The organism is Microcella putealis (genome assembly GCF_004216575.1).
Classification (GTDB): domain Bacteria; phylum Actinomycetota; class Actinomycetes; order Actinomycetales; family Microbacteriaceae; genus Microcella; species Microcella putealis.
Window position 1 is genome coordinate 309,218 of record NZ_SGWW01000002.1, and the last position, 26,636, is coordinate 335,853.

At 69.0% G+C, this 26,636-nt stretch carries 23 protein-coding genes; 17 read left to right on the forward strand and 6 right to left on the reverse strand.

Features of this window, described 5'->3' with window-relative positions; all coding sequences use genetic code 11:
* Nucleotides 1-98 precede the first annotated feature (98 nt).
* The 4 genes from EV141_RS06370 to EV141_RS06385 are packed head-to-tail and all read left to right on the forward strand — an operon-like array spanning nucleotide 99 to nucleotide 4,194.
* Entirely contained in the window at nucleotides 99-449 is a 351-nt protein-coding gene (locus EV141_RS06370; protein WP_130485126.1) for a YraN family protein, read from the forward strand.
* Entirely contained in the window at nucleotides 449-1,990 is a 1,542-nt protein-coding gene (locus EV141_RS06375) for a YifB family Mg chelatase-like AAA ATPase (RefSeq protein WP_130485127.1), read from the forward strand. Before EV141_RS06370 ends, EV141_RS06375 begins: the two co-directional genes overlap by 1 nt.
* Nucleotides 1,990-3,225, forward strand: coding sequence for a DNA-processing protein DprA (dprA, locus tag EV141_RS06380; protein WP_130485128.1), 1,236 nt, complete (start codon nucleotides 1,990-1,992; stop codon nucleotides 3,223-3,225). The genes EV141_RS06375 and dprA overlap by 1 nt, the downstream gene beginning before the upstream one ends.
* Nucleotides 3,226-3,258: 33 nt before the next feature.
* Nucleotides 3,259-4,194: a phosphodiesterase gene (locus tag EV141_RS06385; RefSeq protein ID WP_130485129.1), complete on the forward strand. Its 936-nt coding sequence runs from the start codon at nucleotides 3,259-3,261 to the stop codon at nucleotides 4,192-4,194.
* On the opposite strand, the gene EV141_RS06390 is transcribed toward EV141_RS06385, so the two are convergent.
* Nucleotides 4,191-4,673, reverse strand: a complete 483-nt coding sequence (locus tag EV141_RS06390; protein WP_241969129.1) for a MarR family winged helix-turn-helix transcriptional regulator — start codon at nucleotides 4,671-4,673, stop codon at nucleotides 4,191-4,193. The two genes, EV141_RS06385 and EV141_RS06390, sit on opposite strands and share 4 nt — an antisense overlap.
* Before the next feature lie 89 nt (nucleotides 4,674-4,762).
* Between EV141_RS06390 and EV141_RS06395 the strand changes: the two genes are divergently transcribed.
* Together EV141_RS06395 and EV141_RS06400 are read left to right on the forward strand one after the other, a co-directional pair.
* Nucleotides 4,763-6,919, forward strand: coding sequence for an MMPL family transporter (locus tag EV141_RS06395; protein WP_130485130.1), 2,157 nt, complete (start codon nucleotides 4,763-4,765; stop codon nucleotides 6,917-6,919).
* 25 nt (nucleotides 6,920-6,944) lie between these two features.
* The gene (locus tag EV141_RS06400) at nucleotides 6,945-7,901 is read left to right on the forward strand and encodes a tyrosine recombinase XerC (protein ID WP_198675514.1); all 957 of its coding nucleotides are present in this window, start codon (nucleotides 6,945-6,947) and stop codon (nucleotides 7,899-7,901) included.
* A gap of 29 nt (nucleotides 7,902-7,930) precedes the next feature.
* Here EV141_RS06400 and EV141_RS06405 read toward each other — a convergent pair whose 3' ends face one another.
* Nucleotides 7,931-8,461 (reverse strand): murein hydrolase activator EnvC family protein, encoded by a 531-nt coding sequence (locus EV141_RS06405; protein WP_130485132.1) that lies wholly within the window; start codon nucleotides 8,459-8,461, stop codon nucleotides 7,931-7,933.
* Nucleotides 8,462-8,751: 290 nt separating this feature from the next.
* Between EV141_RS06405 and rpsB the strand changes: the two genes are divergently transcribed.
* The 9 genes from rpsB to EV141_RS06450 all read left to right on the forward strand — a co-directional run bounded on the left by rpsB (nucleotide 8,752) and on the right by EV141_RS06450 (nucleotide 15,436).
* Nucleotides 8,752-9,759: a 30S ribosomal protein S2 gene (gene rpsB, locus EV141_RS06410; RefSeq protein ID WP_130485133.1), complete on the forward strand. Its 1,008-nt coding sequence runs from the start codon at nucleotides 8,752-8,754 to the stop codon at nucleotides 9,757-9,759.
* A 27-nt stretch (nucleotides 9,760-9,786) separates the two neighbouring features.
* A complete protein-coding gene (gene tsf / locus EV141_RS06415) occupies nucleotides 9,787-10,614 on the forward strand; it encodes a translation elongation factor Ts (RefSeq protein ID WP_130485134.1) in 828 nt (275 codons plus the stop codon).
* 114 nt (nucleotides 10,615-10,728) lie between these two features.
* Complete coding sequence (pyrH, locus tag EV141_RS06420) at nucleotides 10,729-11,442, forward strand: UMP kinase (RefSeq protein ID WP_130485135.1); 714 nt, start codon at nucleotides 10,729-10,731, stop codon at nucleotides 11,440-11,442.
* A gap of 69 nt (nucleotides 11,443-11,511) precedes the next feature.
* Nucleotides 11,512-12,066 carry a ribosome recycling factor gene (gene frr, locus EV141_RS06425; protein ID WP_130485136.1) on the forward strand — a complete coding sequence of 185 codons (555 nt, stop codon included), beginning with the start codon at nucleotides 11,512-11,514 and terminating at the stop codon, nucleotides 12,064-12,066.
* On the forward strand, nucleotides 12,066-13,058 hold the full coding sequence (locus EV141_RS06430; protein ID WP_130485137.1) for a phosphatidate cytidylyltransferase: 993 nt from the start codon (nucleotides 12,066-12,068) through the stop codon (nucleotides 13,056-13,058). The genes frr and EV141_RS06430 overlap by 1 nt, the downstream gene beginning before the upstream one ends.
* Before the next feature lie 44 nt (nucleotides 13,059-13,102).
* Nucleotides 13,103-13,651 (forward strand): DivIVA domain-containing protein, encoded by a 549-nt coding sequence (locus EV141_RS06435; RefSeq protein ID WP_185740121.1) that lies wholly within the window; start codon nucleotides 13,103-13,105, stop codon nucleotides 13,649-13,651.
* Nucleotides 13,652-13,712: 61 nt separating this feature from the next.
* Nucleotides 13,713-14,387, forward strand: coding sequence for an aggregation-promoting factor C-terminal-like domain-containing protein (locus tag EV141_RS12430; protein WP_241969131.1), 675 nt, complete (start codon nucleotides 13,713-13,715; stop codon nucleotides 14,385-14,387).
* 9 nt (nucleotides 14,388-14,396) lie between these two features.
* Nucleotides 14,397-14,699, forward strand: a complete 303-nt coding sequence (locus tag EV141_RS06445; protein WP_130485139.1) for a hypothetical protein — start codon at nucleotides 14,397-14,399, stop codon at nucleotides 14,697-14,699.
* Between the two features lie 20 nt (nucleotides 14,700-14,719).
* The gene (locus EV141_RS06450) at nucleotides 14,720-15,436 is read left to right on the forward strand and encodes an alpha/beta hydrolase (protein WP_130485140.1); all 717 of its coding nucleotides are present in this window, start codon (nucleotides 14,720-14,722) and stop codon (nucleotides 15,434-15,436) included.
* A gap of 42 nt (nucleotides 15,437-15,478) precedes the next feature.
* On the opposite strand, the gene EV141_RS06455 is transcribed toward EV141_RS06450, so the two are convergent.
* Together EV141_RS06455 and EV141_RS06460 are read right to left on the reverse strand one after the other, a co-directional pair.
* Complete coding sequence (locus EV141_RS06455) at nucleotides 15,479-16,540, reverse strand: AI-2E family transporter (protein ID WP_130485141.1); 1,062 nt, start codon at nucleotides 16,538-16,540, stop codon at nucleotides 15,479-15,481.
* A gap of 33 nt (nucleotides 16,541-16,573) precedes the next feature.
* Nucleotides 16,574-18,856: a DivIVA domain-containing protein gene (locus EV141_RS06460; RefSeq protein WP_130485142.1), complete on the reverse strand. Its 2,283-nt coding sequence runs from the start codon at nucleotides 18,854-18,856 to the stop codon at nucleotides 16,574-16,576.
* Between the two features lie 289 nt (nucleotides 18,857-19,145).
* Between EV141_RS06460 and EV141_RS06465 the strand changes: the two genes are divergently transcribed.
* Together EV141_RS06465 and EV141_RS06470 are read left to right on the forward strand one after the other, a co-directional pair.
* Nucleotides 19,146-21,038, forward strand: a complete 1,893-nt coding sequence (locus EV141_RS06465; RefSeq protein WP_130485143.1) for a DUF8094 domain-containing protein — start codon at nucleotides 19,146-19,148, stop codon at nucleotides 21,036-21,038.
* A complete protein-coding gene (locus tag EV141_RS06470) occupies nucleotides 21,035-21,976 on the forward strand; it encodes a tetratricopeptide repeat protein (RefSeq protein WP_130485144.1) in 942 nt (313 codons plus the stop codon). The genes EV141_RS06465 and EV141_RS06470 overlap by 4 nt, the downstream gene beginning before the upstream one ends.
* Nucleotides 21,977-22,036: 60 nt before the next feature.
* On the opposite strand, the gene glgB is transcribed toward EV141_RS06470, so the two are convergent.
* A complete protein-coding gene (gene glgB / locus EV141_RS06475; protein ID WP_130485145.1) occupies nucleotides 22,037-24,220 on the reverse strand; it encodes a 1,4-alpha-glucan branching protein GlgB in 2,184 nt (727 codons plus the stop codon).
* Nucleotides 24,220-26,238 carry an alpha-1,4-glucan--maltose-1-phosphate maltosyltransferase gene (locus tag EV141_RS06480; protein WP_185740122.1) on the reverse strand — a complete coding sequence of 673 codons (2,019 nt, stop codon included), beginning with the start codon at nucleotides 26,236-26,238 and terminating at the stop codon, nucleotides 24,220-24,222. Before EV141_RS06480 ends, glgB begins: the two co-directional genes overlap by 1 nt.
* Between the last annotated feature and the right edge of the window lie 398 nt (nucleotides 26,239-26,636).

The following is a 26,636-nucleotide window of genomic DNA, read 5'->3' on the forward strand; positions in this document are numbered from 1 at the left end:
CTCCCCAGTCGGTCTGAGCGTTCGCCTGACCGCGGTCACGCAGGATGCGGGTGCCGAGGCCTCGACGCCGCACCATGCTGGCGCGCCAGGAGGCTTCCATGGCACGCAAAGACATCGTCGGCAGAACCGGCGAACAGATCGCCGTCGACCATCTCGCGTCGGCCGGCTATCGCATCATCGACCGCAACTGGCGGTGTTCGATCGGCGAGCTCGACGTCATCGTCGAGCGTGACGGCACGACCGTGTTCGTTGAGGTGAAGACCCGATCGGGGCGCGGATACGGCCATCCCCTCGAGGCGATCACGGCGGCAAAGTTGGCCAGGCTGCGCCGTCTCGCCGCCGCCTGGTGTCGCGAGAACGGCCCCGTCGGCCGCATTCGTCTCGATGCCATCGCGGTCATTACGGCGCCGGGTCAGACACTGGTCGAGCACGTCGAGCAGGTGGCCTAATGCCGGTCGTCAGCACGCGCGCCATCGCGCTGAACGGTGTCGACGGTGCGCTCGTGCACATTGAGGCCGATCTCTCGTCGGGGCTACCCGGCTTTTCGATCATCGGGCTTCCGGATGCGGCGCTTGGCGAGGCGAAAGACCGTGTGCGATCCGCCGCGCTCAATTCGGGCGTCGAGCTACCCGCTCGTCGCGTCACGGTGAACCTGTCGCCCGCCGCCGTGCCGAAACACGGCTCGGGCTTCGATCTCGGCATCGCCGTTGCCGCGCTCGCGAGCGGAGGAACCGTCCCCGCGCACTCGGTAGGCGACACCGTGCACCTGGGTGAACTCGGTCTCGATGGGCGGCTGCGGCCCGTGCACGGCGTCTTGCCCGCGGTGCTCGCGGCCAAGCGCAGCGGGGCGCGCCGCGTCATCGTGCCAACCGGCAACGTCGATGAAGCCTCGCTGGTGAGTGGTATCGACGTCGTGGGGCTTCCGTCGCTGCGCGAGGTGTTGATTCGGCACGGTGCCGAGCTCGACGCCGAGCCGTGTGAGCCGGTGATGCGCCCCGGCTCGGGCGGCGGAGCAGCCGCGGGTGATGCGACGTCGTCGGCAGACCTCGCCGACGTCGTCGGCCACCCCGACGCCATTGACGCCCTCGTCACGGCCGCAGCGGGCGGGCACCACGTGATGATGCTGGGCCCCCCTGGTGCGGGGAAAACGATGCTCGCCTCCCGCCTTCCCGCGATCCTTCCCGACCTCGACGCCGAAGCCGCAATCGAGGTGTCGTCTGTTCGGTCACTGTGCGGGGAGCCCGTCGATGCGCTCATCACGAGGCCACCGTTCGAGGCGCCGCACCACAGCGCCACGATGGCCTCATTGGTGGGCGGGGGCAGCGGCTTGGTACGCCCGGGCGCGATCTCCCGGGCCGCCCACGGGGTGCTCTTCCTCGACGAAGCGCCCGAGTTCTCGGCGACCGTTCTCGACGCCCTCCGTCAGCCGCTCGAGACCGGCTGGATCACGATTCACCGCGCGCGAACCGTGGCGCGGTTTCCCGCCCAGTGCCAGCTCGTGTTGGCAGCGAACCCGTGTCCGTGCGGCAACGCCGGCACGATCGATGGCGACTGCACCTGCACGCCGATCATGCGTCGGCGCTACCTGGGCCGGCTCTCCGGACCACTGCTCGACCGCATCGACGTTCACCTCGGTGTGCGCCGGGTGTCGACGGCCCACCTCATCGGGTCGAGCCGCGGTGAACGCACGACGGCCGACGCTCGCGCCGCCGTGGTGGCGGCTCGCGACGTGGCCGCCGAGCGCTGGGCGGCGCACGGCCACCGCCTCAATGCGCAGGTCCCGGGCGCCGTGCTGCGCGCAGCGCCGTGGCGATTGCCCGCCACAGCGAGGGCGCCCCTGGATCGCGCCCTCGAGCGCGGTGCCCTGACCATGCGCGGGTACGACCGGGTGCTCCGGCTCGCGTGGACAGTCGCCGATCTGGCAGGAGCGGCAACCCCGAGCCTCGAGCACGTCGGTGCGGCGCTCTATCTGCGGAAGGGAGTGCAGTGATGTCGTCCACCCTCTGGCGCATCCCCGCCTCCCGCCTCGACGCGACGCTCGACAGGGTGGGGCGCCCTGTGCAGAGCACTGATGAACGCGACGATCTCATCGCTCGGGCCTTCTGGCACGTGATTGCAGAACCCGGTGATGCCGCCGTCGGCTACCTCGCCGATACCGGCTCGCTCGTTGCCGCCGCGCAGGCGCTCATTGACGGATGCACCCCGGCGACGCTCGTCGCGTTATCGGCCGGTGAGCTCAGCGCTGAGGCGGCGACGAACGCTGTTCGCCGGTGGACCCCGCGCCTGAAATCAGAGGACGTAGTGCGAGCACTCGAGATCGCGGGCACCGTCGGCGCTCAGCTCTTGGCGCCCGACGACGACGGTTGGCCCGATGGGCTCGACCGCCTGGGGCCGCACCGGCCCCACCTGCTGTGGGTTCGCGGACGCACCGAGCTCGCGCCGCGACCCAGCGTGGCGCTGGTCGGAGCTCGGGCGGCCACCGGGTACGGCGAGCATGTCGCTATGGAATTCGCTGCGGGCCTCGCATCCCGCGACATGGTCGTGGTCTCGGGCGGGGCATACGGCATCGATGGCGCCGCTCATCGCGCGAGCCTCGCCGCGCAGGGAGACACCATCGCCGTGCTCGCGGGAGGCGCCGACCGCCTGTATCCGAGCGGCCACGACGCACTGCTGACGCGCGTGATCGATCAGGGCGCGGTACTGAGCGAAACGCCGTGCGGTACCGCTCCGACGCGATGGCGTTTTCTGCAGCGCAACAGGCTCATCGCCGCCATGAGTGACGCGGTGGTCGTCGTCGAAGCGGGGCACCGTTCGGGGGCTCTCAATACGGTTCACCACGCGCTCTCGGTCGGTGTTCCGGTGGGAGTTGTTCCCGGGCCGATCACCTCGGCGGCCAGCGCGGGCTGCCATCGCACTCTGCGCACCTCCGACGCCCGCTGCATTACGTCCACCACCGAGATCATGGAGCTCGCGTTCGACTCACCGAGCGGTGACGGCGCCGTGACACTCTCGGCCAGGCCCTCGGCGGGCAGTACGCGCGTGAGAGACGCACTTCGCCCGCGGCGCGCGCAAGGTGTCGACGAACTCGCCCGCGCAACGGGCATGTCGGTCGATGAGGTACGTGCTGAGCTTGGCCTCCTGCAGTTCGAAGAACTCGCCGTCGAAGAGGCGAACGGAATGTGGCGAAAATCGAACAGTCCGCGCCCCGCACCCGCGCAGTTCTGAAAACGCGTCACCCGAGCCGAGTAGCATGCGCGCATGACGCAGCTTGGCCAGTACCCCCCGCCCGTGCGCACCATCGTGCACCTTTCTGATACGCACCTGCTGGGCGACGGCCGGGCGCTCTACGGCAAGGTGCCGGTCGAAGAGCGGCTGCAACGAGCGCTGGAGCGCATCGAGGCGAGCGCGCTGTCGCCCGACGCCTTCGTCTTCACCGGCGACCTCACCGATCTCGGCGAGCCCGACGCGTACCGCCGCCTGCGCGCGACCGTCGAGCCCGTTGTTGCCCGCATGAACGCGCGCCTCATCTGGGTCATGGGCAATCACGACGAGCGAGCCGCTTACGCCTCGCTGCTCTGTGACGCCGAGCCCACCGACGCGCCACAAGACCGGGTCTACGACCTCGGAGGGCTCCGCGTCATCTCGCTCGACAGCACCGTGCCGGGGTACCACCACGGCGAGCTTGAGCCCGCCCAGCTCGAGTGGCTCGCTTCCGTGCTCGCCGAGCCAGCGCCGCTCGGCAGCATTCTCGCGCTTCATCATCCGCCGGTCCCCACACCGCTCGAGGTGATGTCCGTTCTCGAACTGCACGACCAGCCGGCGCTCGAGCGCGTCATCGCGGGCAGCGATATTCGGGCCATTCTGGGTGGGCACCTGCACTACTCGACGCACGGAACCTTCGCGGGCATCCCCGTCCACGTGGCGTCGGCAACCTGTTACACACTCGACCTCGGCGCGCCGGCGGAGCGCTTGCTCTCGGGAGTTGACGGCGCGCAGTCGTTCGACGTCATCAGCGTCTACGCCGACCGGGTCGTGTCATCGACGGTGCCGCTCGCTGCGGCCCCCGAAGTGACGGGTTTCGCGGCCACATACCGCCCGATGATCGAAGGCATGCCCGCTGACGTGCGGCTCGAGCAGTTGTCGAGCAAGTCGTCGAAGCTCAACCTGAACGAAGCGGCCGCGAGCGACGTCTAACTAATGCGCTCGGCGTGTGAGCGGTAGACCTCCACCACTCGCTGCAGATAGCTGCTGATCGCCTGCTGTTCCGCGGGTGAGAACTCGTCTAACACGGTGTCGATCGCACCGATCATCGGCATCAGCATGCCCATCGCCCGCGCGCGCGAGGCGGGGGAGGCCTCGACGATCACCCCCCGTCGGTCGGTCGGGTTCGCCGTGCGATGAACGTGGCCGAGCGCCTCGAGGCGGTCGATCGCGGTCGTGGTGGCCGCCGTCGAGAGGCCAAGGCGCTTCGCCAGTGCGCTGGGCGACAGGGGGCCCGCCATGATCAGGTGCTGCATGGCGTCGAGGTCGGTGGCATTGACCGAGAGCGATCCCGCCATGGCGCGCGAGAAGTCGTCCGTGACGTCGATGACCTCGCGCAACGAGCGCGTCGCCGGACGCGCGGTGGGCGCCTCGGGAGGCCCTCCCTGTGCATCCGATGAGCGCATTTGCATGGTTCCCAGCCTACCCGCTATCTTCTCGATTGTCTGATAGTTCGATAATCTAACTAAATCCTCCGTTCTCCCGCCCGGAAAGGCGCCCCGTGTCTGGCTTCCTGCGCTTCCTCACTGCCAAATCCACCTCATGGATCGTTCTCGTGCTCACGGCGCTGGGGGCGACCGCCCTCTTCGCCACGGCGGGATACAGCGGCAACGACGAGGCCCCGCCCGTCGGGCTCCCCGACAGCGCCGAGTCGGTGCAGGTGGAGCAGCTGCAGGACGACTTCGCGTCGTCCGACGGCACGAGCGCACTCATCGTGTTCGACGCGGGCGACGCGGCGCTCAGCGACGCTCAGCTCGCGGCGATCGCTGACAACTCGGTCGAGTTGGCCGATATCGCCGAGGCCGACTTCCTCCCGCCGCCCGTCGTGAGTGACGACGGATCGGTCGCATTCGTCGTCGTGCCGCTCGACCCGATCACCAGTGTGGGAGACCAGGCCGAGCGTGCAGACGCGCTCCGTGACGCTGCCTCGAGTGACCTCGACGAGCTCGACGTCTACTTGACCGGCGCGGAAGGTTTCGAGGTCGATATCGCATCGGTGTTCAGTGGCGCCAACTTCACGCTGCTCGGCACGACCGTGATCGTCGTCGCTGTGCTGCTGCTCATCACCTACCGCAGCCCGTGGCTGTGGCTCGTGCCGCTCGCCGTGGTCGGCCTCGGAGACGTGCTGGCCGGCATCATCGCGCGACAGGTCGCCGGTGCCGTAGGAGTGCAGCTCGACGCGAGCGTGACGGGAATCTTGTCGGTGCTGGTGTTCGGTGCGGGGACGAACTACGCCCTCCTGCTGATCGCCCGGTACCGAGACGAGTTGCGGGTTTTCGAGGATCGCCGAGCGGCCATGCGTCGCGCGGTGCGCGGCACGGCTCCCGCCATCCTCGCCTCCGGTGGAACGGTTGCGCTCGCGCTGGCGACGTTGCTCTTCGGCGAGCTCGCCGGAAACCGGGCACTGGGTCTCGCCGGCGCGATCGGCATCGTCGTCGCGATGTTCTTTGGCCTCGTCGTGCTGCCCCCGGCACTCGTGCTGTTCGGTCGCGGCCTCTTCTGGCCGTTCGTTCCCCGCTTTGGCTCGCCCGACATGGTGGCCAAAAGCCCGTGGGGCAAGCTGGGTCGGGCCGTGAGCCGTCGCCCTCTCGCTGTCGCCATCGTCGGATTCCTCGCGCTCGGAGCGTTTGCCGCAGGACTCAACGGTCTGACGGTCGGTCTGTCGCAGAACGAGCGCTTCATCGACAAACCGCAGGCGGTCATCGGCCAAGAGGTGCTCGCCGACGCGTTCTCGGCGGGAAGCACGTCGCCCGCGGCCGTCCTCGTGCCCACGGCCGATGCAGATGAGACGCTCGCTGCCATCCGCGGATTCGACGGGGTCGACGCCGCCGAGCTCGGCGACGCGAGCGACGACTGGACACAAATCGACGTCACGATCGACGCGGACCCCGAAAGCGAGGCGGCGTTCGACACCATCGCGCAACTGCGTGCCGATCTCGACGATGTCGGCGCCGGTGACGCGCTGGTTGGCGGCCTGGATGCTCGCGCCCTCGATGTCGCGGACGCTCAGGCACGCGATCAAGCGCTCGTCATCCCGCTGATTCTGGTTCTCGTGCTCATCGTGCTGATCGCGCTGCTGCGCTCGATCGTCGCACCCCTGTTGCTCCTCGGGGCCGTCGTCGCGAGCTTCTTCTCCGCCGTGGGCATCGCGTGGGTGCTGTTCCAAACGGTCTTCGGCTTCCCGGCGATCGACACGACGGTGCTGCTGTTCAGCTTCCTGTTCTTGGTCGCGCTCGGCGTTGACTACTCGATCTTCCTCGTCACGAGGGCGCAAGAGGAGGCCGAGACGCTGGGAATGCGCGAGGGCATGATTCGGGCGCTCGCCGCGACAGGCGCGGTCATCACGAGTGCGGGCATCCTGCTTGCCGCGGTCTTTGCCGTGCTGGGCGTGCTGCCCCTGATCACCCTGACCCAGATCGGCATCATCGTGTGTATCGGTGTGCTGATCGACACGTTGCTCGTGCGCACGGTCATCGTGCCCGCCTTCGCGTTCCTCGCCGGCGACCGCTTCTTCTGGCCGCGCCGGCCGCGCATGACGGTGGCCGAGGCCGATCGGCTGGGTCTGAACGCACAAGACATGGGGGCGCTCGCCGAGCCCGTCGACGCGGGTGCCGCCGAGCCGAAGCTCGCCGGGGCGGGCGCGCCGAGCGAGCGTTAGGCCGCACGGCGGGCATCCTGACGGGGTGCCCGCCGTGTCGACACCGCTCGAGTCCGCAGTAGCGGACTACCTGCGCGCGGTCACGCTCGAACGGGGGGCGTCACCACACACCGTGCGCGCGTACCGCGCCGATCTCGCATCCCTCGTCGATCACCTCGTCGCGCGGGGCGCGGAACCCGACCCGGCACTGCTTGATCTCGAAGTGCTGCGCGACTGGGCGTGGGCGCAACGCGACGCGGGGCTTGCGAGTTCAACTCTTGCACGGCGCGCATCCACCGTTCGGGGTTTCACGGCCTGGCTGGCTCGCACGGGGCGCGCGGCAGCCGATGCGGGGGCCCGCCTGCGGGCGCCACGCCCCGATCGCTCACTGCCCCGCGTGTTGACGCGGGCGCAGGTTGACGAGTTGCTTGCTCAGCTCGCCGATCACGCGAGCGGCGGAGATCCCGCCGCATTGCGTGACGTCGCCGTCATCGAGCTGCTGTACGCGAGTGCGTTGCGCGTGAGCGAGCTGGTCGGCCTCGACCGTGGCGACATCGATCACGAGCGTCGCACGCTGCGCGTCACCGGAAAGGGCGCCAAGGAGCGCGTCGTGCCGTTTGGCGTGCCGGCCGGGCGCGCCCTGCGCGCGTATCTCGACGAGGGTCGCCCCGCTCTGGTGTCGACCGTGGATGCTCGCGACGGTCAGCGACCAACCGGCGCCCCCCACGACGCGGTGTTCGTGGGCGCGCGGGGGCAGCGACTGGGGAGCCGCTCGGTGTACGCACTGGTTGCCTCTCTGTTGGCCGAGCTGCCCGGGGCAGGACCGTCTGGCCCCCACGCCTTTCGCCACACCGCGGCGACCCACCTGCTCGACGGCGGTGCCGACCTCCGTGCCGTGCAAGAGTTCCTCGGCCACGCGAGCCTCGGCACCACTCAGATCTACACCCACGTGAGCGCGGAGCGACTGGCAAGCGCCTACCGGACGGCGCATCCGCGAGCGTGAGCGCGTCGCTGTCGGCGTACTGACCGCACCTAGGGGGCCTCGAGGGGCAAGAGCACAGCGCGACGCAGCCCGCCCAGGTAGAGCAGCGGTGACACATACTCGCCCCGGAGGCGCACGCCGACATGCAGGCACTCCCGGGTGCCGCAGTGCCCGGGCTCGAGCAGGCCGATCGTGTCGCCCGCGCGCACGCTCTCGCCCTCGACAACGCCCGGGCCGACCGGTTCGAGCGTGACGAGCAGCTCTCCCGCTCGGATCGTGACGAGCGGACGGTCCACCACCATGCCGGCGAAGTGCACAACCCCGCTGACGGGCGCGACGACCGGCGCGCCGCGCGCGGGGGCCGCGAGATCCACGCCCCGGTGACCCGCGGCGTAGGGAGTGGGCGGCGCGGCGAATGGCCGCACCATCGTGCGCGGGCCGTCGACCGGCCATGCCCAGCCCGGATGCGCCTGAGAGACGCCCCCGTCGACGACGGGAGCGGCGCCGGAAACGAGCGCGAGCATCCCGACCGCCGCGACCGTGACGAGCGCGCGCCGAGCGCGCGAAGCGAAGACCCCCATAGACCGCATCGTGGCCGCATCACACGCGGCGGGGGATGCGCGCGGCACGATTCGGGGACGGGCGCGCCCCGCTGCCTCCCGTGGGGGAGGGGCGCTCACGGTGATAGAGTGTGCACAGCAGTCGCCCTGTGCGGCTGACTTCGCGTGTCCGAATTCGGCGCACACCCCATTCAGTCCCACACCGCTCGGGAAACCGGGCAACAACCGTGCGGGTCGGGGCAGCGCCCGGGCACCAGGGCCCCGGCCGACCGGCCACGGGCGACAACTGAGAACACAGAAGGAGTACGGCCATGGCCGTCGTTACCATTCGCCAGCTGCTCGACAGCGGCGTGCACTTCGGGCACCAGACCCGCCGCTGGAACCCGAAAGTCAAGCGCTTCATCCTGACCGAGCGCTCGGGCATCCACATCATCGACCTGCAGCAGTCGCTGGCCTACATCGACAAGGCCTACGACTTCGCGAAGCAGACCGTCGCCCACGGCGGCACCATCCTGTTCGTCGGCACGAAGAAGCAGGCGCAGGAATCGATCGCCGAGCAGGCGACCCGCGTCGGCCAGCCCTACGTCAACCAGCGTTGGCTCGGTGGCCTCCTGACGAACTTCCAGACCGTCTCCAAGCGCCTGCAGCGCATGAAAGAGCTGGAAGAGATCGACTTCGATGACACGACCAAGGGCTTCACCAAGAAGGAGCTCTTGATCAAGAAGCGCGAGCTCGACAAGCTGCACAAGTCGCTCGGCGGTATCCGTAACCTCACGAAGACCCCGAGCGCCATCTGGGTCGTCGACCCGAAGCGCGAGCACCTCGCGATCGACGAGGCCAAGAAGCTCGGCATCCCCGTGATCGGCATCCTCGACACGAACGCCGACCCCGACGAGCTCGCGTACCCGATTCCGGGCAACGACGACGCGATCCGATCCGTCGCGCTGCTGACGCGCATCATCGCCGACGCCGCCGCCGAGGGCCTGATCGAGCGCCACCAGGCGCCCGCCGCCGAGGGCAACGTCTCGGCCGTCGAGCCCATGGCCGAGTGGGAGCGCGAGCTGCTCGAGGCCGGCCAGGCCGAGGCTGCTGCCGAGACGCCCGCCGCCGAGGACGCCCCCGCTGCGGAAGCTTCTGCTGCCGAGGAAGCGCCCGCTGCCGAGGAAGCCCCCGCTGCTGACGAGGCCCCTGCCGCTGAGGAGGCGCCCGCCGCCGAGAAGCCGGCGAAGAAGGCTCCTGCCAAGAAGGCCCCCGCGAAGAAGGCTGCCGCGACGAAGACCGAGGCTGACGCCGAGGCCGCGGCCCCCGCATCCGAGTAACGAACCTATTGAGGGAGACACATTTCCATGGCTAACGTGAGCCTGGCCGACATCAAGGCCCTGCGCGAGCAGCTGGGCACCGGCATGGTCGACACCAAGAACGCCCTTGTGGAAGCCGACGGCGACATCGCCAAGGCCACCGAGATTCTGCGCCTGAAGGGTGCGAAGGGCAACGCGAAGCGCGCCGACCGCTCGACGAGCGAGGGCCTCATCGCCGCCCACGAGGGCGACGGCGCCGTCACGATGATTGAGCTCGCCTGCGAGACCGACTTCGTGGCCAAGGGTGAGAAGTTCGGCGCTCTCGGCGAGAAGGTGCTCACGGCGGTTGCCGCCGCCGGCGCCTCGACCGCCGAGGAGGGCGCTTCCGCTCCCGCCGACGGCGGCACGGTCGCCGAACTGATCGACGGCGAAGCCGCGATCATCGGCGAGAAGATGGAGCTGCGCCGCGTCGCGCGTCTGACCGGCGAGAAGTTCGCCGTCTACCTGCACCGCACCAACAAAGACCTGCCTCCGCAGGTCGGCGTGGTGGTTGCGTACTCGGGTGACGACGCCGAGACGGCGCGCAGCATTGCGCAGCACATCTCGTTCGCCGACCCGCAGTTCCTCACGCGGGAGGACGTTCCGGCCGAGACGGTCGACAACGAGCGACGCATCGTCGAAGAGATCTCGCGCAACGAGGGCAAGCCCGAAGCTGCTCTGCCGAAGATCGTCGAGGGTCGCGTGGGTGCCTTTTTCAAGCAGGTTGCCCTGCTCGAGCAGGACTACGCCCGCGACAACAAGCTCTCGGTGGCGCAGGTGCTGAAGGATGCCGGTCTGACCGTGACGGGCTTCGCCCGTTTCAAGGTCGGCGCCTAACTCGTGCTGACAGGGGTCCGATCCGCATCGCGGGTCGGACCCCTTCTTTCTGCCCCGCGTACCCCGCTAGCCTGAACCCGCCCGTCCGCTTGCTGTTTGCCGTCAAGGAGCCCCGTGTCTGAAACCCGCCGCCGTGTCCTGTTGAAGCTGTCCGGAGAGGCGTTCGGGGGAGGCCAGCTGGGCGTGAACCCCGACGTGGTGGGGGCCATCGCCCGCGAGATCGCGGAGGCGGCGGCGAGCGGAGTCGAGGTCGCGATCGTCGTCGGCGGCGGCAACTTCTTCCGCGGTGCCGAGCTCAGCCAGCGTGGCATGGAGCGGGGCCGGGCCGACTATATGGGCATGCTCGGCACGGTCATGAACGCCCTCGCGCTGCAAGACTTCCTCGAGCAGGCCGGCGCGAACGTGCGTGTTCAGTCGGCGATTCAGATGACGCAGGTCGCCGAGCCCTACATCCCCCTGCGCGCGGTGCGTCACCTCGAAAAAGGCCGCGTCGTCGTGTTCGGCGCCGGCGCGGGGCTGCCGTACTTCTCGACCGACACGGTTGCGGCCCAGCGTGCCCTCGAGATCAAGGCCGACGAGGTATTGGTCGCGAAGAACGGTGTCGACGGCGTGTACAGCGCCGACCCGCGCACGAACCCCGACGCGCACAAGCTCGACGCGATCACCTACCAAGACGCCCTCGTGCGCGGCCTCAAGGTCGTCGACTCGACCGCCTTCAGCCTGTGCATGGACAACGGGATGCCCATGGTCGTCTTCGGCATGGAGCCGCAGGGCAACATCGCCAAAGCGATCCGCGGCGAGTCCCTTGGCACCCGCGTCACCCGCTAGTGCGGCAGTGCCTCGCTCTGAGGCCCGCCCACTAGACTCGACACCGACCTGAACCGAGGAGTGGTGCGCGTGATCGCGGATGTACTGGCGGAAGCCGCCGAGAAGATGACCAAGGCTGTCGACGTGGCAAAGGAAGACTTCGCCACCGTGCGCACGGGCCGCGCGAACCCCCAGCTGTTCCAGAAGATCATGGTCGAGTACTACGGCACCCCGACGCCGCTCGCGCAGCTGGCCAGCCTGCAGAACCCCGAGGCGCGCGTGCTCATCATCACGCCGTACGACAAGAGCGCCCTCAAAGAGATCGAGCGCGCGATTGTTAACTTCCCGAACCTGGGCGCAACGCCGAACAACGACGGCGAGATCATCCGCGTCACGATGCCCGAGCTGACGGAAGACCGTCGCAAAGAGTACGTGAAGATCGTCAAGGGCAAGGCCGAAGACTGCAAGGTCTCGATCCGCAACGTTCGCCGCAAGGCCAAGGAAGACCTCGACAAGCTCAAGAGCGAGGTCGGCGACGACGAGGTGGCGCGCGCCGAGAAAGAGCTCGAGGCGCTCACGAAGCGTCACACCGACGCCGCCGACGAGGCGTTGAAGAAGAAGGAAGCCGAGCTGCTCGAGGTCTAATGGCCGACGGCACCGACGATCAGGCGTCGAACGCGACGCAGCGCATCCGTCGCCGGGCGCAGACCGCCCGCGAGGAGGTCGAGGGGCGCATTCACGACGTCGAGGAGCGCATCCACGATATCGAGGCGCGCGCTCGTGAAATGGATGCGCGCATTGAGAAGCGGGTCGGGCGCAACCTTCCGAAGGCGCTCTTTTTTGGGCTCGTGCTGGGCCTCTCGCTGCTGTTCAGTCTGATCTTCGTCACCGAGCTGTTCATGCTCTTTGGCGCCGCGCTCGTCGTCTTCACCTCGTACGAGTTGGCGAGCGCGCTGCGCTTTGCGGGCCGCGACGTTCCGCGGATCCCGGTGGTGGTTGCCTCGCTCGGGGTGATTGCTCCCGCGTATTACTTCGGTGCCGTCGGACTCTGGGCGGCGTTCCTTGCCGGTGTGGCACTCGTGACGGTCTGGCGCCTTGTCGAACAGCTCAGGCCGTCGCTGCGCAATGACCCTGCCGTGTCTCTGCCGACCGACCTTGCTGCGGGCATCTTTGTGCTGGCGTATGTGTCACTCCTCGGAGGCTTCGCGGTCGTGATGACGGCGACCGATGGCGGCGAGTGGTGGACGCTGGCGTACCTGATCATCGTCATCTGCATTGACATTGGCGCCTACGCCAGTGGGCTGGCCTTCGGCAAGACGCCAATGGCGCCGCGCATCAGCCCCAAGAAGACGTGGGAGGGGTTCGCGGGGGCCGTGGCCGTCGCGCTCATCGCCGGGGTGTTGCTTGCGCTGTTCATGCTCGGCCAGCCGTGGTGGGTGGGGCTGATTCTCGCCGCGGCGATGGTCGTCACCGCGACGGTCGGCGATTTGACTGAGTCGCTCGTCAAACGCGACCTCGGCATCAAGGACATCTCCACATGGTTGCCGGGCCACGGCGGCTTCCTCGATCGACTCGATTCGATCCTGCCGTCGACGGTGGCGGCCTACCTGGTCTTTCTCGCCTTCGGAGTTGCGTGAGCGCCGATTCGGCGCAGCGGAGGCGGGCGCGGCAGAATAGCGACGTGTCGTCGACGTTTCCCTACGCCGCTCGTCGCGAGCCGGCGTATGACGTGCAGCAGGTCGATCAGTTTCTCGCCGATGCACGCGAGGCCTATGCCGACGACTCGGCCACCTCGCTCACCAGCGACGAGATCCGGCGAGCGGCGTTCCGCGTCGTGCGCCGCCGGGGCTACGCGGCCGAACAGGTGGACGCAGCGCTCGAGCGTCTCGAGGAGGCCTTTGCCGCCCGCGAGCGAGAGCAGGCGATCGCCGCGCAGGGCGAGGCGGCGTTCTATGCCGAGGTGCGCGCCGCGGCGCAAGAGATCGTCGACCGCCTGGCCCGCCCCGAGGGCTCGCGGTTTCGCCGCGTCGGGCCCCTCACCCGCGGCTACCGAGTCGACGACGTCGATGCGCTGTGCGACCGACTGTCTGGCTACTTCCAGCGGGGTGAGGCCGTCGCGGTTCACACGGTTCGCTCAATCGCCTTCCGGCCCCGATTGGGCGGCTACGACGAGGCTCAGGTCGACTTCCTTCTCGACACGGTCATTCGCGTGATGCTGGCTGTTCGCTGACCCCGGATGTGACCGATTCGTAACCGTCGGCTAGACTCTCGTTCTCGTGGGTAGGCATTCTGTGACTGAGGAGCGCCCGGGGTCGACCTTCTCGTCGGCACCGAGCGGCGTTCGCCGTACCCCGCCCGCCGCGAGCCTCCGGTCGTCCGCCTCCGCCGAGCGCCACGTGCGCCGCGCGTGGACGCTTCCCGTTTTCTCGTTTATTGCCACCCTGTCGTTCGTCATGGTGTCGGTCATCGATCCCACCTCGGGCGCCGCCGCGGAGGTTGAGACGTATGCTCCGGCCGACCGCGCACCCGTGCAGCAGTTCGCCGCCGACAGCGACGCGACTGCCGTGGTCGAGACGGCGTCGTACGAGATCATCGCGCCCCCGGAGCCCGAACCTGAGCCCGAGCCCGCTCGCGGCTTTGCGCCGTCCGCCGGCACCCCTGACCCGGGCACCGCGCAGGCCATTGCCGCTGAGATGGTGGCGGCTCGCGGTTGGGGGCCGGGCGAATTCGACTGCCTCGTCGCTCTCTGGAACAAAGAGTCTGGCTGGAATGTCTACGCGATGAACCGCTCTTCCGGTGCCTACGGCATCCCGCAGTCGCTTCCCGGCGACAAGATGGCGAGCGCTGGCGCCGACTGGCAGACGAACCCCGCGACGCAGATCACCTGGGGCCTCGGCTACATTCAGGGCCGCTACGGCTCGCCGTGCGGCGCCTGGGCGCACAGCCAGCGAGTCGGCTGGTACTAGGTCGCGGCTATGCCGCGCAGCAACAAACCGAAGCGCCGTCGCGGCGGCGACGGAGACGTTCCCCCTCTCGACCTCAGTCGCATCCAGGGTGGCCTCAAGCGCACCGAGCACAAGCGCTCGGGTTCGTGGTGGGTGCAGCCGTCGGGGGCCGCATCCGCCCAGAAGTCGTACAGCTGTCCCGGGTGCACCGCGCCGATTAGCCCCGGTATGGCGCACGTCGTGGTGTGGCGTGCTGACCACATGATGGGCGATGATGCGGCGCTCGTCGACCGGCGGCACTGGCACACGCGCTGCTGGCGCATCGAACCCTAAACCTTCGCGAAGGAGCAGTCGTGACCGAGGAAATTCGCGGCAGCACGGTGCTGCCCGCCCACCGCGAGAACATCGAGTTCGTCACGGCCGATGGACTCACCCTGGTCGGCGAACTCGCCCTGCCGGAGCACGGCAATCCCGTGGCGATGCTCGTGTGTCTGCATCCGCTGCCCACGGCCGGGGGATTTATGGACTCCCACATCATTCGCAAGGCCGCCGCGCGGCTGCCCGCGCTCGCCGACGTCGCGGTGCTGCGGTTCAACTTCCGCGGTGTGTCGTCGCCGCGTGGCACCTCGCAGGGGGAGTTTGGCCACGGTGACCTCGAGCGCCTCGACCTGGCAGCCGCTGTCGCGTGGGCGGCCGAGCGTGGGCTGCCGCAGCCGTGGTTGCTCGGCTGGTCGTTCGGAACCGAGGTGGCGCTCAAACACGGGCTGAGCGAAGACGTCGTGGGCGCGATTCTGCTCTCGCCGCCCCTGCACCGCACGAGTGCCGATGAGGTCGCGGCGTGGGCAGGCAGCGGTAAGCGGCTCGTCGCGGTCATCCCCGAGCTCGACGACTACCTGCGGCCGGATGAAGCGCGTCAGCGCTTTGCCTCGGTGCCCGAGCTCGACTTCGTCGCCGTCGAGGGCGGCAAGCACCTGTGGGTGGGCGAGCAGCAGACGTATCGTGTGCTCAGCGAGATCGTCGAGCGCCTGAACCCGGCCGTGCTTCCGCTGCCGACGCAGTGGCCCGCCTAACGCGGCCGGTCAGCGCTGGGTGCGAGCGGGCGTGATTGCGCGCTAGGCAGCATCCTGACGCGGTACGACGACCTGGTCGATGATGATCAGGATTGACGCCGCGACGGGGATGGCGATGAGGGCGCCGAGCACGCCGAGCAGGGTGCCGCCGGCGAGGGCAGCGATCACGACAACCACACCGGGGACGCGCACCGCCCGGCGCATGATGTTCGGGCTCAGCAGGTACGCCTCGACCTGCATGTAGACCAGGTAGTAGATCGCCGCCGCGATCACGGTGGCGATCGATTCAGGGTTCACGAGCAGCTGCATCAGCACGATCACGGTCGAGCCCGAGAGCGTTCCGACGAGGGGCACCAGCGAGAACAAGAACGCGATGAAGGCGAACAGTGCGGGGTACTGGGCTCCGATGATCGACAGGAACGCGAAGCTCAGCACGCCGTTGCAGAGCGCGAGCGTGACCTGGCCCACCACGTAGCGGCCGACCGCCATCGACACCTGCTCGGCGATGCGGATGAAGCCCTCGCGACGCGACGCCGGCACGAGCCGGTACAGGGCCGACTTCATCGAGGTCAGCGACGAGGCAAAGAAGAGCGTGAGAATCAGGATGATCAGCCCACCGAAGACACCGGTCGCGATTCCGATTCCCACCGACAGCACCCCGCCGCCAATTTCCGCCAGGTTGGCCGGGTCGCTCAAGAAGGCGAGGGCCGACTCGGCCGCCTCGCGCACGTTGAGCACTTCGACGGGGATAAAGACCTGCACCGATTCGAAGAAGTCGTCGAGGCTCTCGATGGTCTGCAGATACCGCGCGCTTTGCCCAATCAGCCGTTGGGACTGCTCGACGATGACGGGGACCAGTGCGAAGACAAGGCCCGTGAACAGGCCCACAACGCCGGTCAAGACCGTCAGGATTGCCGACCAGCGGGGCCAGCCACGCTTCTCCAGCCACGTGATGAGTGGGTCGAGGCCGAGAGCGAGGAACAGGGCGGCGCCGATGTAGGTGAGGATCGTCGCGAGTGAGGCGAGTGCGCCGCCAATGAACAGGGCGGCAATGGCCCCGAGCCCCCCGAATAGGCCCAGGCGGAAGGCGTTTTGAATCTTCACGGCCACCTCGCGTGTGGTTGACGACCGGGGCGGCTACTCCGCTCCGGTGAGCTTCTCTGCCTGCGACAGTACTCCGCGCATGCTTTCGAAGTAGCCAGCCACGGCGTCGCGCTCCACGCGGATGCGCGCCAAGCGTTCTTCGGCGTCGGCAACGAGCGCCGCGGTGCGTTCTTCGGCATCCGCGATCATTGCGGCCGCGCGCCGTTCCGCGTTCTCCAGCACCTCCCGTGCCGTGCGGTCTGCCTCGGCGCGCAGGGCCTCGGCGTCGCTCTGCGCGCTGGCGTCCAACTCGCTCGCGATGCGTCGCGCCTCGGCGGCGCGGTTCTGCGCCTCGGCGAGCTGCGCGGTCGCCTCGTCGAGGTAGGCCTTCGTCTGGGCGACCGCCTCCTGCTGTCGCGCCAAGTACTCCTGCTCGGCTTCGTCGCGGCGGGCGGTGAGCTCAACCTCGAGGTCAACGCGCGCCTGCTCGGCGTCGCGCGCCATGCGCGTGCGCTGTTCGTCGGCCTCGTGCGTCAGTTCGGCGCGCAGCCTGGCCAGTTCGTCGGTCAAGCGAATGCGCTCGGTCTCAAGCTCGTGCAGGCGAGTTGCGCGCTCCGATTCGAGTTCCCGCTCCGCCTCGAGGCGCGCGGCGGACAGCTCACGGTCGAGCGCCTCGCGTGCTGCGGACTGCTCGATGGCGAGTTGTTCTCGGGCCGCGTCGACATCGGCGTCGAGTTGAGCGCGAGTGGCGGTGACGTAGCGGTCGGCGTCGGCTCGTGCCGTCGTCGTGTCGCGCTCGAGCTCGGCACGCGCCGCCGCGATGTCTCGCTCGAGCGCTGAGCGCGCTGCGCTCGTGTCGCGCTCGAGATCGGCGCGGGTTTCGGCAACCTCTTGCTCGAGGGCCGTGCGTCGCTCGGCCTGCTCGCGGTCGAATGCGGCTGCGGCTTCGGCCCGCAGTCGCTCGGCCTCGGCGCGGGCCTCGGCGATCTCCCGGTCTGCGCTGCTGCGCGCCTCGTCGAGTTCGCGCTCGAGGTCGGCGCGGGCCTCGGCGAGTTCGCGGGCGAGTCCGGCACGCGCTTCCGCCAGTTCGCGCTCGAGGTCGGCGCGCGCCTCGGCCAGCTCACGGTCGAGGTCGGTGCGCGTGCGCTGCACGTCGGCGGCCAACTCCGCGCGCGCTCGCGTCAGCTCCTGGTCGAGTGCGCTGCGCGCCTCGCTCTGTTCGCGCTCAAGCGCCGCGCGTGCCTCGCTCAGTTCTGCTGTCAGCGCGGCGCGTGCCTCTGCCTGCTCGTGCTCCAGGTCGGCCCGCGTCTCGGAGACCTGGCGATCCAGCTCAGCGCGGGTGGTGGTCTGCTCTCGGTCGACGTCCGCACGCGTGCGCGCGACCTCCTCGGCGAGCGCGGAGCGTGCCTCGGCGAGTTCCGCCTCGAGGCGTGCCCGCGCATCCGTGATTTCGGTCTCGAGGGCGCCGCGCGAGCGCGCCTCGAACTGCTCGACGGCGGCGCGACGGCGGTGCTCTTCGGCGTCCCACGCCTGACGGCGCCCGTCGAGCTCGGCGGTGAGCCGTTCCCGCTCGCCGACGACGTCGATCTCGAGTTCCGCGCGCTGGGCGGCAAGGTCGGCCTCCCACTGAGCGCGCTCGGCCGCCATACGACTGTCGAACTCGGCGCGTTCGCGCTCGGTCTCGCGGGCGAGGGTGGCGGCGGCGTCGCGGGCCGCGGCCGCCTCGCGGTCGGCGACCACGCGCAGTTCGGCGAGCTCGCGCTCTACCTCGGCGCGGAGCGCGGCCGATTCCCGCTTCGCCGTCGTGCGGGTTTCTGCCGCCTCCGTGGCGACGGCGCCGCGCACGGCCGCCGCCTCCCGTTCGGCCTCCTGGGCGAGCTGTGCGGCGTCGAAGCGCGCGCGTTCCAGCAGATCGGCGGCGTCTCGCTGGGCGTTCGTCATAAGACTTTCGGCCCGTGCGCTCGCGTCGGCGACGAGTCGTTCGGTGCGCTCCGCCGTTTCGGCCTGCAGACGCTCTGCCTCGGCGCGCGCGTCGGTGCGCACACGCTCGGCGTCAATGTCGGCCTGGCTGATCAGTCGCGTCGACTGCTCTTCGGCAACGCGGAGGGTCTGCTCAAGCTTCGACCCGAGACCCGAATAGGTGGGGCGGCCGACTTCGTCGAGTTCTTCCTGCAGGTCGGCGAGGGCCGCCTGCAGACGCTTGACCTCTTTGGCCGTCTCGGCGCGCTCAGTGTTCGCCTGAATGAGTTCTCGGCGAAGGTCGGTGAGGGCCCGGTCAACGTCCTCGCGCTTGTAGCCGCGCATCTCCGTGCCGAAGGTCGCATCGTTCGCTGCCACGTGTCGTCCTACTCCCGGGTGTTGACCGCCTCTGCCCTGTCGAGTGTAACGAGGGGACTATGGGGCGGCCGACGGGCGCTGGATGCGCGGAATCGGGCCCGCTCAGGGGGCGGATGCGCGCATCCGCTATTCTGGAACGTCTTTGTTCTGCTGGCCCGCCCCGACCATTCGGGGCGACCGCCCGATGACGCGCACCGCCGGAACCCCAGCTGTCTCGGTCCCGCCGCAGTGCTGACGGCCTCGGGCCGCGCAGCTCATGCGCGGCGGGCCGGCCGGAAAGGAGAAGCTCGTGCGATTCGTTCTCGCCATCGTGCTATTTGTCGCCGCCGTCGTGACCGGAGGCCTCGGCATCGCGCAGCGCACCGTGCTCGCGCCGCCCGACTCGGTCACCTCGGAACTCGAACTGACGGCGACCGCCCCCGTCACCGTCATTGACGGTGCGGCGCTCAACGCCTACGAGGGCACTCAGACGATCGCTATTCGCGGGGGCGTCGAGGCCGCCCCGGTCGAGTCGCCGAGCCCGTCGGCAAGCCCCGAACCGGCCGACGCGGAGGCGCCAGCAGAGGGCGAAGTCCCGGCCGACGGTGAGGCGCCCGCCGACGGCGAGGCGGCGGCAGATGACGCGGCGACCGAGACCGACGCCATCGCCGTGACCTACGGCCGCACCGTCGACGTGATCGGGTGGGTCGGCGAGGCAGAGCACACGCTCATCACGGTCGACGCTGAGACCGGAGAGCTCGTGGCGCAGACCGTACGCGGCAGCGAGGCGCAGGTTCCGAGCCCGCTCGGCAGCGACCTGTGGTTCGGTGAGTTTGAGGGTGCGGGCGAACTCGGCCTCACTCTGAACGTTCCGTCAGATGTGTCGCTGCTCGTCGTCTCGGACGGCACGCTGCCTGCCCCGCAGGACTACCGCGTCACCTGGCCGCTCGACAGCTCGACGCCGTACGCCGGCTGGCTGATCATCGCCGGCATCTCGCTCATGGTGCTCGGTTTCATCGCTCTGTTGTGGGCGCTCTGGCACTGGCGCCGCCAGCGCGGACCTCGCCGTAAGAACCCCCGAATGCCGACGGCCCCGCGACCCTCGCGCTACCGCCCGACGCGCCCGCGCGCCGTCGTCGCCCGACCCAAGGGTCGACGTTCCATCGGTCGCTCGATGGTCGTCCCGACCGTCGCCCTCGGTACGGTGCTTGTGCTCGGTGCCTGCTCCGCAGACGCGCCGTTCACCATCGGGCCGAGCCCTGAGCCATCGGCGAGTGATGCACCGGTCGAGCCATCGACGCCTCCGATCGCGGTGAACGAGCGCCAGCTCGAGCGCATCGTCGCCCGGGTTGCCGAGCGCATTGGTGAAGCCGACGAAACACTGGACGCCGAACTCGCGGCGACCCGCATGGCGGGCCCGGCCCTCGAGCTGCGCGCGGCGAGCTACCAAATCCGCTCCGCGAACGCCGAGCTGGGGGCCCTGCCGGCAATCCCTGTCGGCAACGTGCAGGTCGCGTTGCCCCAGCAGACCGACATTTGGCCCCGCACCGTTTTCGCCGTCGTCGAAGATGCTGACGACGAGACGGTGCCGCCGCTCGCCATGGTGCTGATCCAGGAGGATCCGCGCAGCCAGTACCAGGTGCACTACGCGGTGACCGTGGTGCCCGGCAACCCCTTCCCCGACAGCCCGCCGGCGAGTCTCGGTACGGCCCGACTGCCCGCCGATACGCCGCTGCTTTCGGTGCCGCCGAGCAACGTGGCTCCCGCCTACGCCGAGCTGTTGCTCGCCGGCCCCGAGTCGGAGGGCGCCCAACTCTTCGACCTCGAGAGCGACTCGCTCATCTCGCAGATCGGTGCCGCGGCGAAGGCTGAGCGTGCCGCGGCGCTTCCGGAGACCGCGCAGATCACCTTCGAGAACGCCGTCGGTGAGGGCGAGACCATCGTGCTCGCGACCGCCGATACGGGTGGGCTGGTGACCGGCTACATCGTCGAAACCGAGACGGTTACCCCGGTTCAGGAGGGCGCGGCGGTCAACGCCAGTGGCGCGGTGCAGGCGCTGTCAGGTGTCGAGCAGTCCACCGCCGGCGTTGTGGCTCGTTACGGCGTGCAGGTGCTCTTCTACGTTCCGCCGCTCGGCGCGGAAGCGCCCGTGCTGCTGCTCGGCTTCACCCAGGGACTCATCTCAGCATCGGAGGTATCGTGACCGACGCATCACTGAACCCCGCCGCCCTGCGCGGCGCCGTCGACCTGTCGTCGCTCGTGCGTAGCGCGCAGCAGCCGAGCCCCGGTGCCGCGCCCGCGTCGGGCAACGTCGCGGCGGCCTCCGGTTCCGCGCCGGCGGGCATTGTTTCGGAAGCCGACGATCGCAGCTTTGGCCAGGCGGTCGAGCTGTCGCGCCAGGTGCCCGTCATCGTCGAGTTTTACGGCGGCGGCGTGGCGCCGTTCTTGCCGTCGATCGTCGAGAGCTACTCGGGTCGCCTGGCGCTCGTCACGGTCGATGGCAACCGGTCGCCGCAGGTCGCGCAGGCGTTCCAGATCACGCAGGTACCGGCCGTCGTTGCGCTCATCGGCGGTCGACCCGTGCCGCTGTTCGTCGGCATGGCGGCCGACGAGGAGGTGCGCCAGGTGTTCGAGCAGGTGCTCGAACTCGCCGCGCAGAACGGCGTGACCGGCACCGTCACGGGGGTCGCCGACGACGACGCTGACACGGAGCCCGCGGAAGAACCCCTTCCGCCCCTCCACCAGGAGGCGTACGACGCGGTCGAACGCGGCGACCTGGATGCGGCGATCACCGCCTTCGAGACGGCCATCGCCCAGAATCCCCGCGACGACGACGCGGTGGCGGGCCTCGCGCAGGTGTCGCTGCTGAAGCGGCTGGCGGGAGCGGATGCGGCGACGATCCGTCAGAACGCGGCCGAGCATCCGGATGACGCTGCCGCGCAGCTCGCGATTGCTGACCTGGATGTCAGCGGTGGCCACATCGAGGATGCGTTCGCCCGCTTGCTCACGGTCTTTCCGCGCCTCGACGCTGAGGGCAAGGCGGAGGTGCGTGCGCGGATGCTCGACTTCTTCGCGCTTGTCGGAGCCGAGGACCCGCGCGTCGCCGCCGCCCGTCGGCAGCTGACGAACCTGCTCTACTGAGCCGACGACAACGACGGGGTCCGCGCGTGATGTGCGCGGGCCCCGTCGGCATTTCGGGATCTACTGGGGCTGCAGCCAGAGGCCAGCGAGCGGCGGCAAGGTGAGTTCGACCGAGGCCGGCTGACCGCCCCACGGGGTGGTGTCTCCCTCGACGGCGCCGAAGTTACCGACGCCCGAACCGCCGTACTCGGTCGCGTCGGTGTTGACGACCTCGCGCCAGCGGCCGGCGTGGGGGAGCGGCAGGCGGTAGGGCCCGACGGGGTTCCCGCTGAAGTTGAAGGCGCACACGGTCGGTGTGCCATCGTCGCCGCGGCGCACGAACGCGATGACGTTGTTGCCCGCATCGCCCCCCTCCAACCACTCGAAACCGTCGGGGGTGTTGTCGCGTTGCCAGAGCGAGGGCGAGTCGCGGTAGACGCGGTTCAGCTGACGTACGAGGCCGAGCAGGCCCTGGTGTACCGGCTGGTCGAGAATCCACCAGTCGAGGCCGCGCTCTTCGCTCCACTCGCTGGGTTGCCCGAACTCTTGGCCCATGAACAGCAGCTGCTTGCCGGGGTGCGCCCACATGAACGAGAAGTAGGCGCGCACATTGGCGAGCTTCTGCCACTGGTCGCCGGGCATCTTGTGCAGGAGGGAACCCTTGCCGTGCACGACCTCGTCGTGGCTGATCGGCAGCATGAAGTTCTCGCTAAACGCGTACAGGAAGCTGAAGGTGATCTCGCCGTGGTGGTGCGATCGCCACATGGGGTTGCGCTGGAAGTACGACAGCGTGTCGTGCATCCAGCCCATGTTCCACTTCATGCCGAAGCCGAGCCCGCCCGCGTCGGTGGGGCGGCTGACACCCGGATAGGAGGTCGACTCCTCCGCGATCATGATGATGCCGGGCACGCGCTTGTACGCGGTGGCCGTCGCCTCCTGCAGGAAGGCGATTGCCTCGAGATTCTCGCGGCCCCCGTGCTGATTCGGCAGCCACTCACCCTCGGCGCGCGAGTAGTCGAGGTACAGCATGCTCGCGACCGCGTCGACGCGCAGGCCGTCGATGTGGAACTCTTCCAGCCAGTAGAGTGCGTTCGCGACGAGGAAGTTGCGCACCTGGCTGCGGGCGAAGTCGAAGATGTACGTGCCCCAGTCGGGGTGCTCTCCACGCCGCGGGTCGGGGTGCTCGTACAGCGCCACGCCGTCGAAGCGGCCGAGAGCCCACTCGTCTTTCGGGAAATGGGCCGGAACCCAGTCCATGATCACGCCGATGCCCGCCTGGTGCAGGCGGTCAATCAGGTAACGCAGGTCGTCGGGGTGGCCGAAGCGCGAGGTCGGGGCGAAGTAGCCCGTGACCTGGTAGCCCCAGCTGGGGCCGTAAGGGTGCTCGGCCAGCGGCAGGAATTCGACGTGCGTGAAGCCCGTGTGCTCGAGGTACTCGATGAGCGGGTCGGCGATGTCGCGGTAGCCGAGGCCCGGCTTCCATGAACCCAGGTGCAGTTCGTAGACGCTCATCGGCCCGTTGTGCGGGTCGCGGGCGGCCCGGGCCGCCATCCAGTCGCCGTCGCCCCACTCGTAGCTGCTCTCGCCGACAATGCTCGCCGTCGCGGGCGGCGTCTCGGTGTAGCGCGCCATGGGGTCGGCGCGGGTGACCCACTGGCCGGCCGGCGTCAAGATCTCGAACTTGTACGTCGAGCCGGCGCCGAGGCCGGGGATAAACAGCTCCCACACACCCGTGTCGTCGAGGCGGCGCATGGCGTACAGGGCGCCGTTCCAGTTATTGAAGTCGCCGACCACCCGCACGGCCTGCGCGTTCGGCGCCCACACGGCAAAGCCGGTGCCGTCGACGTCTTCGTGGCGCTTGCGGTGGGCGCCCAACACCTGCCAGATCTGCTCGTGGCGGCCCTCGCCCCACAGGTAGAGGTCGGTTTCACCGACGCTCGGCACGAAACGGTACGGGTCGTCGGCGTGCCAGTCAGGGCCGCCGTCGTACGTGGTGTGCACCGAGTACGCCTGGCCATCAGCCGGGCCGCCGGGCAGCAGCCCGTGCCAGAGGCCGTCGGCGTCGTGGGCCAGCGCGTGGCGGGTGCCGTCCGCCCGTTCGACCGTGACGGTCGATGCGAGGGGGCGCAGCACGCGCACCACCCAGCCGCCCTCGACAGCGTGTTGCCCGAGGGCGTCGTGGGGCCGCGGGTGGTGGGCGTCGACAAGTGCCTGTCGATGCTCGGGGTGCAGGATCGGAATGGTGGTGGCCGGAAGCTTGGGCATCACACGCCCTTCGGGTAGTCGATGCGGAGAATGTGCACGGGGTTCTGGAAGGCGTCGAGTCTGACGTAGTTGTCGGCTCCCCAGCGATACCGCTCCCCGGTAATCAGGTCGGTCACATCAAACGTTGATCCGTGTTCCAGCCCGAGCCCCGCCAGGTCGAGGTGCACGGTTGTTTCGCGCACCGAGTGCGGGTCGACGTTGGCGACCACAATGACGCCGTCGGGGCGTCCGGTGCCCGTGAAGCGCGCATCCATGACCTTCGAATAGACGAGGATCGCGTCGTCGTCGCTCCAGTGCACGCGGAGGTTGCGCAGCTGGCGTAGCGCCGGATGAGCGGCGCGGATGCTGTTCAGCTGGGTGATGAACGGCGCGATCGAGCGCCCCTCGGCCTCGGCTGAGGCCCAGTCGCGCTGCTTGTATTCGTACTTCTCGTTGTCGATGTTCTCTTCGCTGCCGGGTCGCGCGACGTTTTCGATGAGTTCGTAGCCGGCGTACATGCCCCAGATCGGGCTCGAGGTCGCGGCAATCGCGGCGCGAATCTTGTAGGCGGGCACGCCACCGAACTGCAGGTACTCGGTCAAGATGTCGGGCGTGTTGACGAAGAAGTTCGGGCGGAAGTGGGTCGAGGTGACCTGTGACACCTCGGTCAGATACTCCTCTAGCTCACCCTTCGTGTTGCGCCACGTGAAGTACGTGTACGACTGATGGAACCCGGCCGCTGCGAGCGACTGCATCATCGCGGGGCGAGTGAACGCCTCGGCGAGGAAGACCACGTCGGGGTAGCGGTCGCGCACCTCGGCGAGCAGCCACTCCCAGAAGCCCAGCGGCTTCGTGTGGGGGTTGTCGACGCGGAAGATGCGCACGCCGAGCTCGATCCAGTGCACGACGATGCGCAGAATCTCGGCGCTCAGGCACTCGGGGTCGTTGTCGAAGTTCAGCGGGTAGATGTCTTGGTACTTCTTCGGCGGGTTCTCGGCGTACGCGATCGAGCCGTCGGGCAGCGTCGTGAACCACTCGGGGTGCTCGGTAACCCACGGGTGGTCGGGTGCGCACTGCAGGGCCAGGTCGATCGCGAGTTCGAGGCCGTTCTTGGTCACGGCCGCGACGAAGGCGCGGAAGTCGGCCTCGGTGCCGAGGTCGGGGTGGATCGCGTCGTGACCGCCCGCAGCTGAGCCGATCGCCCAGGGGCTACCCGGGTCATTCGGCCCCGGCGTGAGCGTGTTGTTGGGGCCCTTGCGGTTGATGGTGCCGATCGGGTGAATCGGCGGCAGGTACAGCACGTCGAAGCCCATCTTCTTCACCGCGGGCAGACGCTTCTGCGCGGTGCGGAAGGTGCCCGACGTCCACGAGCCGTCCTTCTTTTGCTTCGCGCCCTCGCTGCGCGGGAAGAATTCGTACCAGGCGCCCACGCCGGCGCGGGTGCGCTCGACGCGCAGCGGGATGGTCTCGGACAGCGTCTCGAGGCTCGTCGGTCGGTGCTCGGCGATGGCCCGCGCGACGCGGGGGTCGCTCGCGACGGCGAGGCGCTCGGCCGGCGACTTCGTGGTCTTCAGCATCGCCGTTCGGGCGCTCGAGAGCACGCGCTGCGAGGGGGTGCCCTTCGCGAGCTTTCCCGCCCGCGCGAGCAGTTCGGCGCCGGCGAGCAGCATGACCTCGACGTCGACACCGGCGGCGATTTTGACGCTCGCCGCGTGCATCCAGGTCGCCCAGTCGTCGCCGTAGGCGCGCACCTGCCAGTGCCAGTCGCCCTCCGTATCGACGAGCGCCTCGGTGTGCCAGCGGTCGGTACCCGGCGCGCCGATCGTGAGCGGGTGAGTGGTGATCTCGCCCGTGGGCGAGGTCAGCAGCAGCTCAGCGCCGAGGGCGTCGTGCCCCTCGCGGAAGATCGTGGCCGCGAAGGGCACAACCTCGCCGACGACGGCTTTTGCCGGCCAGCGGAATTCTGGTTGTTGCGGGCTCAGGTGACGAATCGGGATGCGCCCGATGCGTCCGGTAAAGGTCGTCGTCTCATTCGCCACCCCTCGACCGTACCCGTCGACCGTCGGCGTGGGGAGGGGGGTGTGCGTGACCCCCGAACGAGTGTCCGCACTTGGGCGGACAAAATGTACCCCGGCCGGGGTACGCGAATCCTTGTCATTACCCTTGCCAACGCGGCGGCGCGGAGTAACGTGATGTTCGGAAATCGAATACGGCGGAATACCCGAATCCGCAGTGTTTACCCGAACGTCACGCGGCGACCCGAGCGATCGCGTGAACCAGGACCGTGACTCGCATCCCCCCAATCGCGAGACCGGTCCTGTTCGGCGTTAACGGGGGATGCGCATCCATCGATCGCGAATCTGGAACCGGTTCCCGAAACGGCCGGGCCTCGCTTAGGCTGGGCCCTTGGGCTCACGCCCATTCGACACCGGCCGAG

Coding starts and splice junctions, on each gene's coding strand:
- glgB (WP_130485145.1), bottom strand. CDS start 24,220: ATGCCCAAGCTTCCGGCCACCACCATTCCGATCCTGCACCCCGAGCAT.
- EV141_RS06445 (WP_130485139.1), top strand. CDS start 14,397: ATGCCGCGCAGCAACAAACCGAAGCGCCGTCGCGGCGGCGACGGAGAC.
- dprA (WP_130485128.1), top strand. CDS start 1,990: ATGTCGTCCACCCTCTGGCGCATCCCCGCCTCCCGCCTCGACGCGACG.
- EV141_RS06390 (WP_241969129.1), bottom strand. CDS start 4,673: ATGCAAATGCGCTCATCGGATGCACAGGGAGGGCCTCCCGAGGCGCCC.
- EV141_RS06405 (WP_130485132.1), bottom strand. CDS start 8,461: ATGGGGGTCTTCGCTTCGCGCGCTCGGCGCGCGCTCGTCACGGTCGCG.
- tsf (WP_130485134.1), top strand. CDS start 9,787: ATGGCTAACGTGAGCCTGGCCGACATCAAGGCCCTGCGCGAGCAGCTG.
- EV141_RS06370 (WP_130485126.1), top strand. CDS start 99: ATGGCACGCAAAGACATCGTCGGCAGAACCGGCGAACAGATCGCCGTC.
- rpsB (WP_130485133.1), top strand. CDS start 8,752: ATGGCCGTCGTTACCATTCGCCAGCTGCTCGACAGCGGCGTGCACTTC.
- EV141_RS06375 (WP_130485127.1), top strand. CDS start 449: ATGCCGGTCGTCAGCACGCGCGCCATCGCGCTGAACGGTGTCGACGGT.
- EV141_RS06385 (WP_130485129.1), top strand. CDS start 3,259: ATGACGCAGCTTGGCCAGTACCCCCCGCCCGTGCGCACCATCGTGCAC.
- EV141_RS06430 (WP_130485137.1), top strand. CDS start 12,066: ATGGCCGACGGCACCGACGATCAGGCGTCGAACGCGACGCAGCGCATC.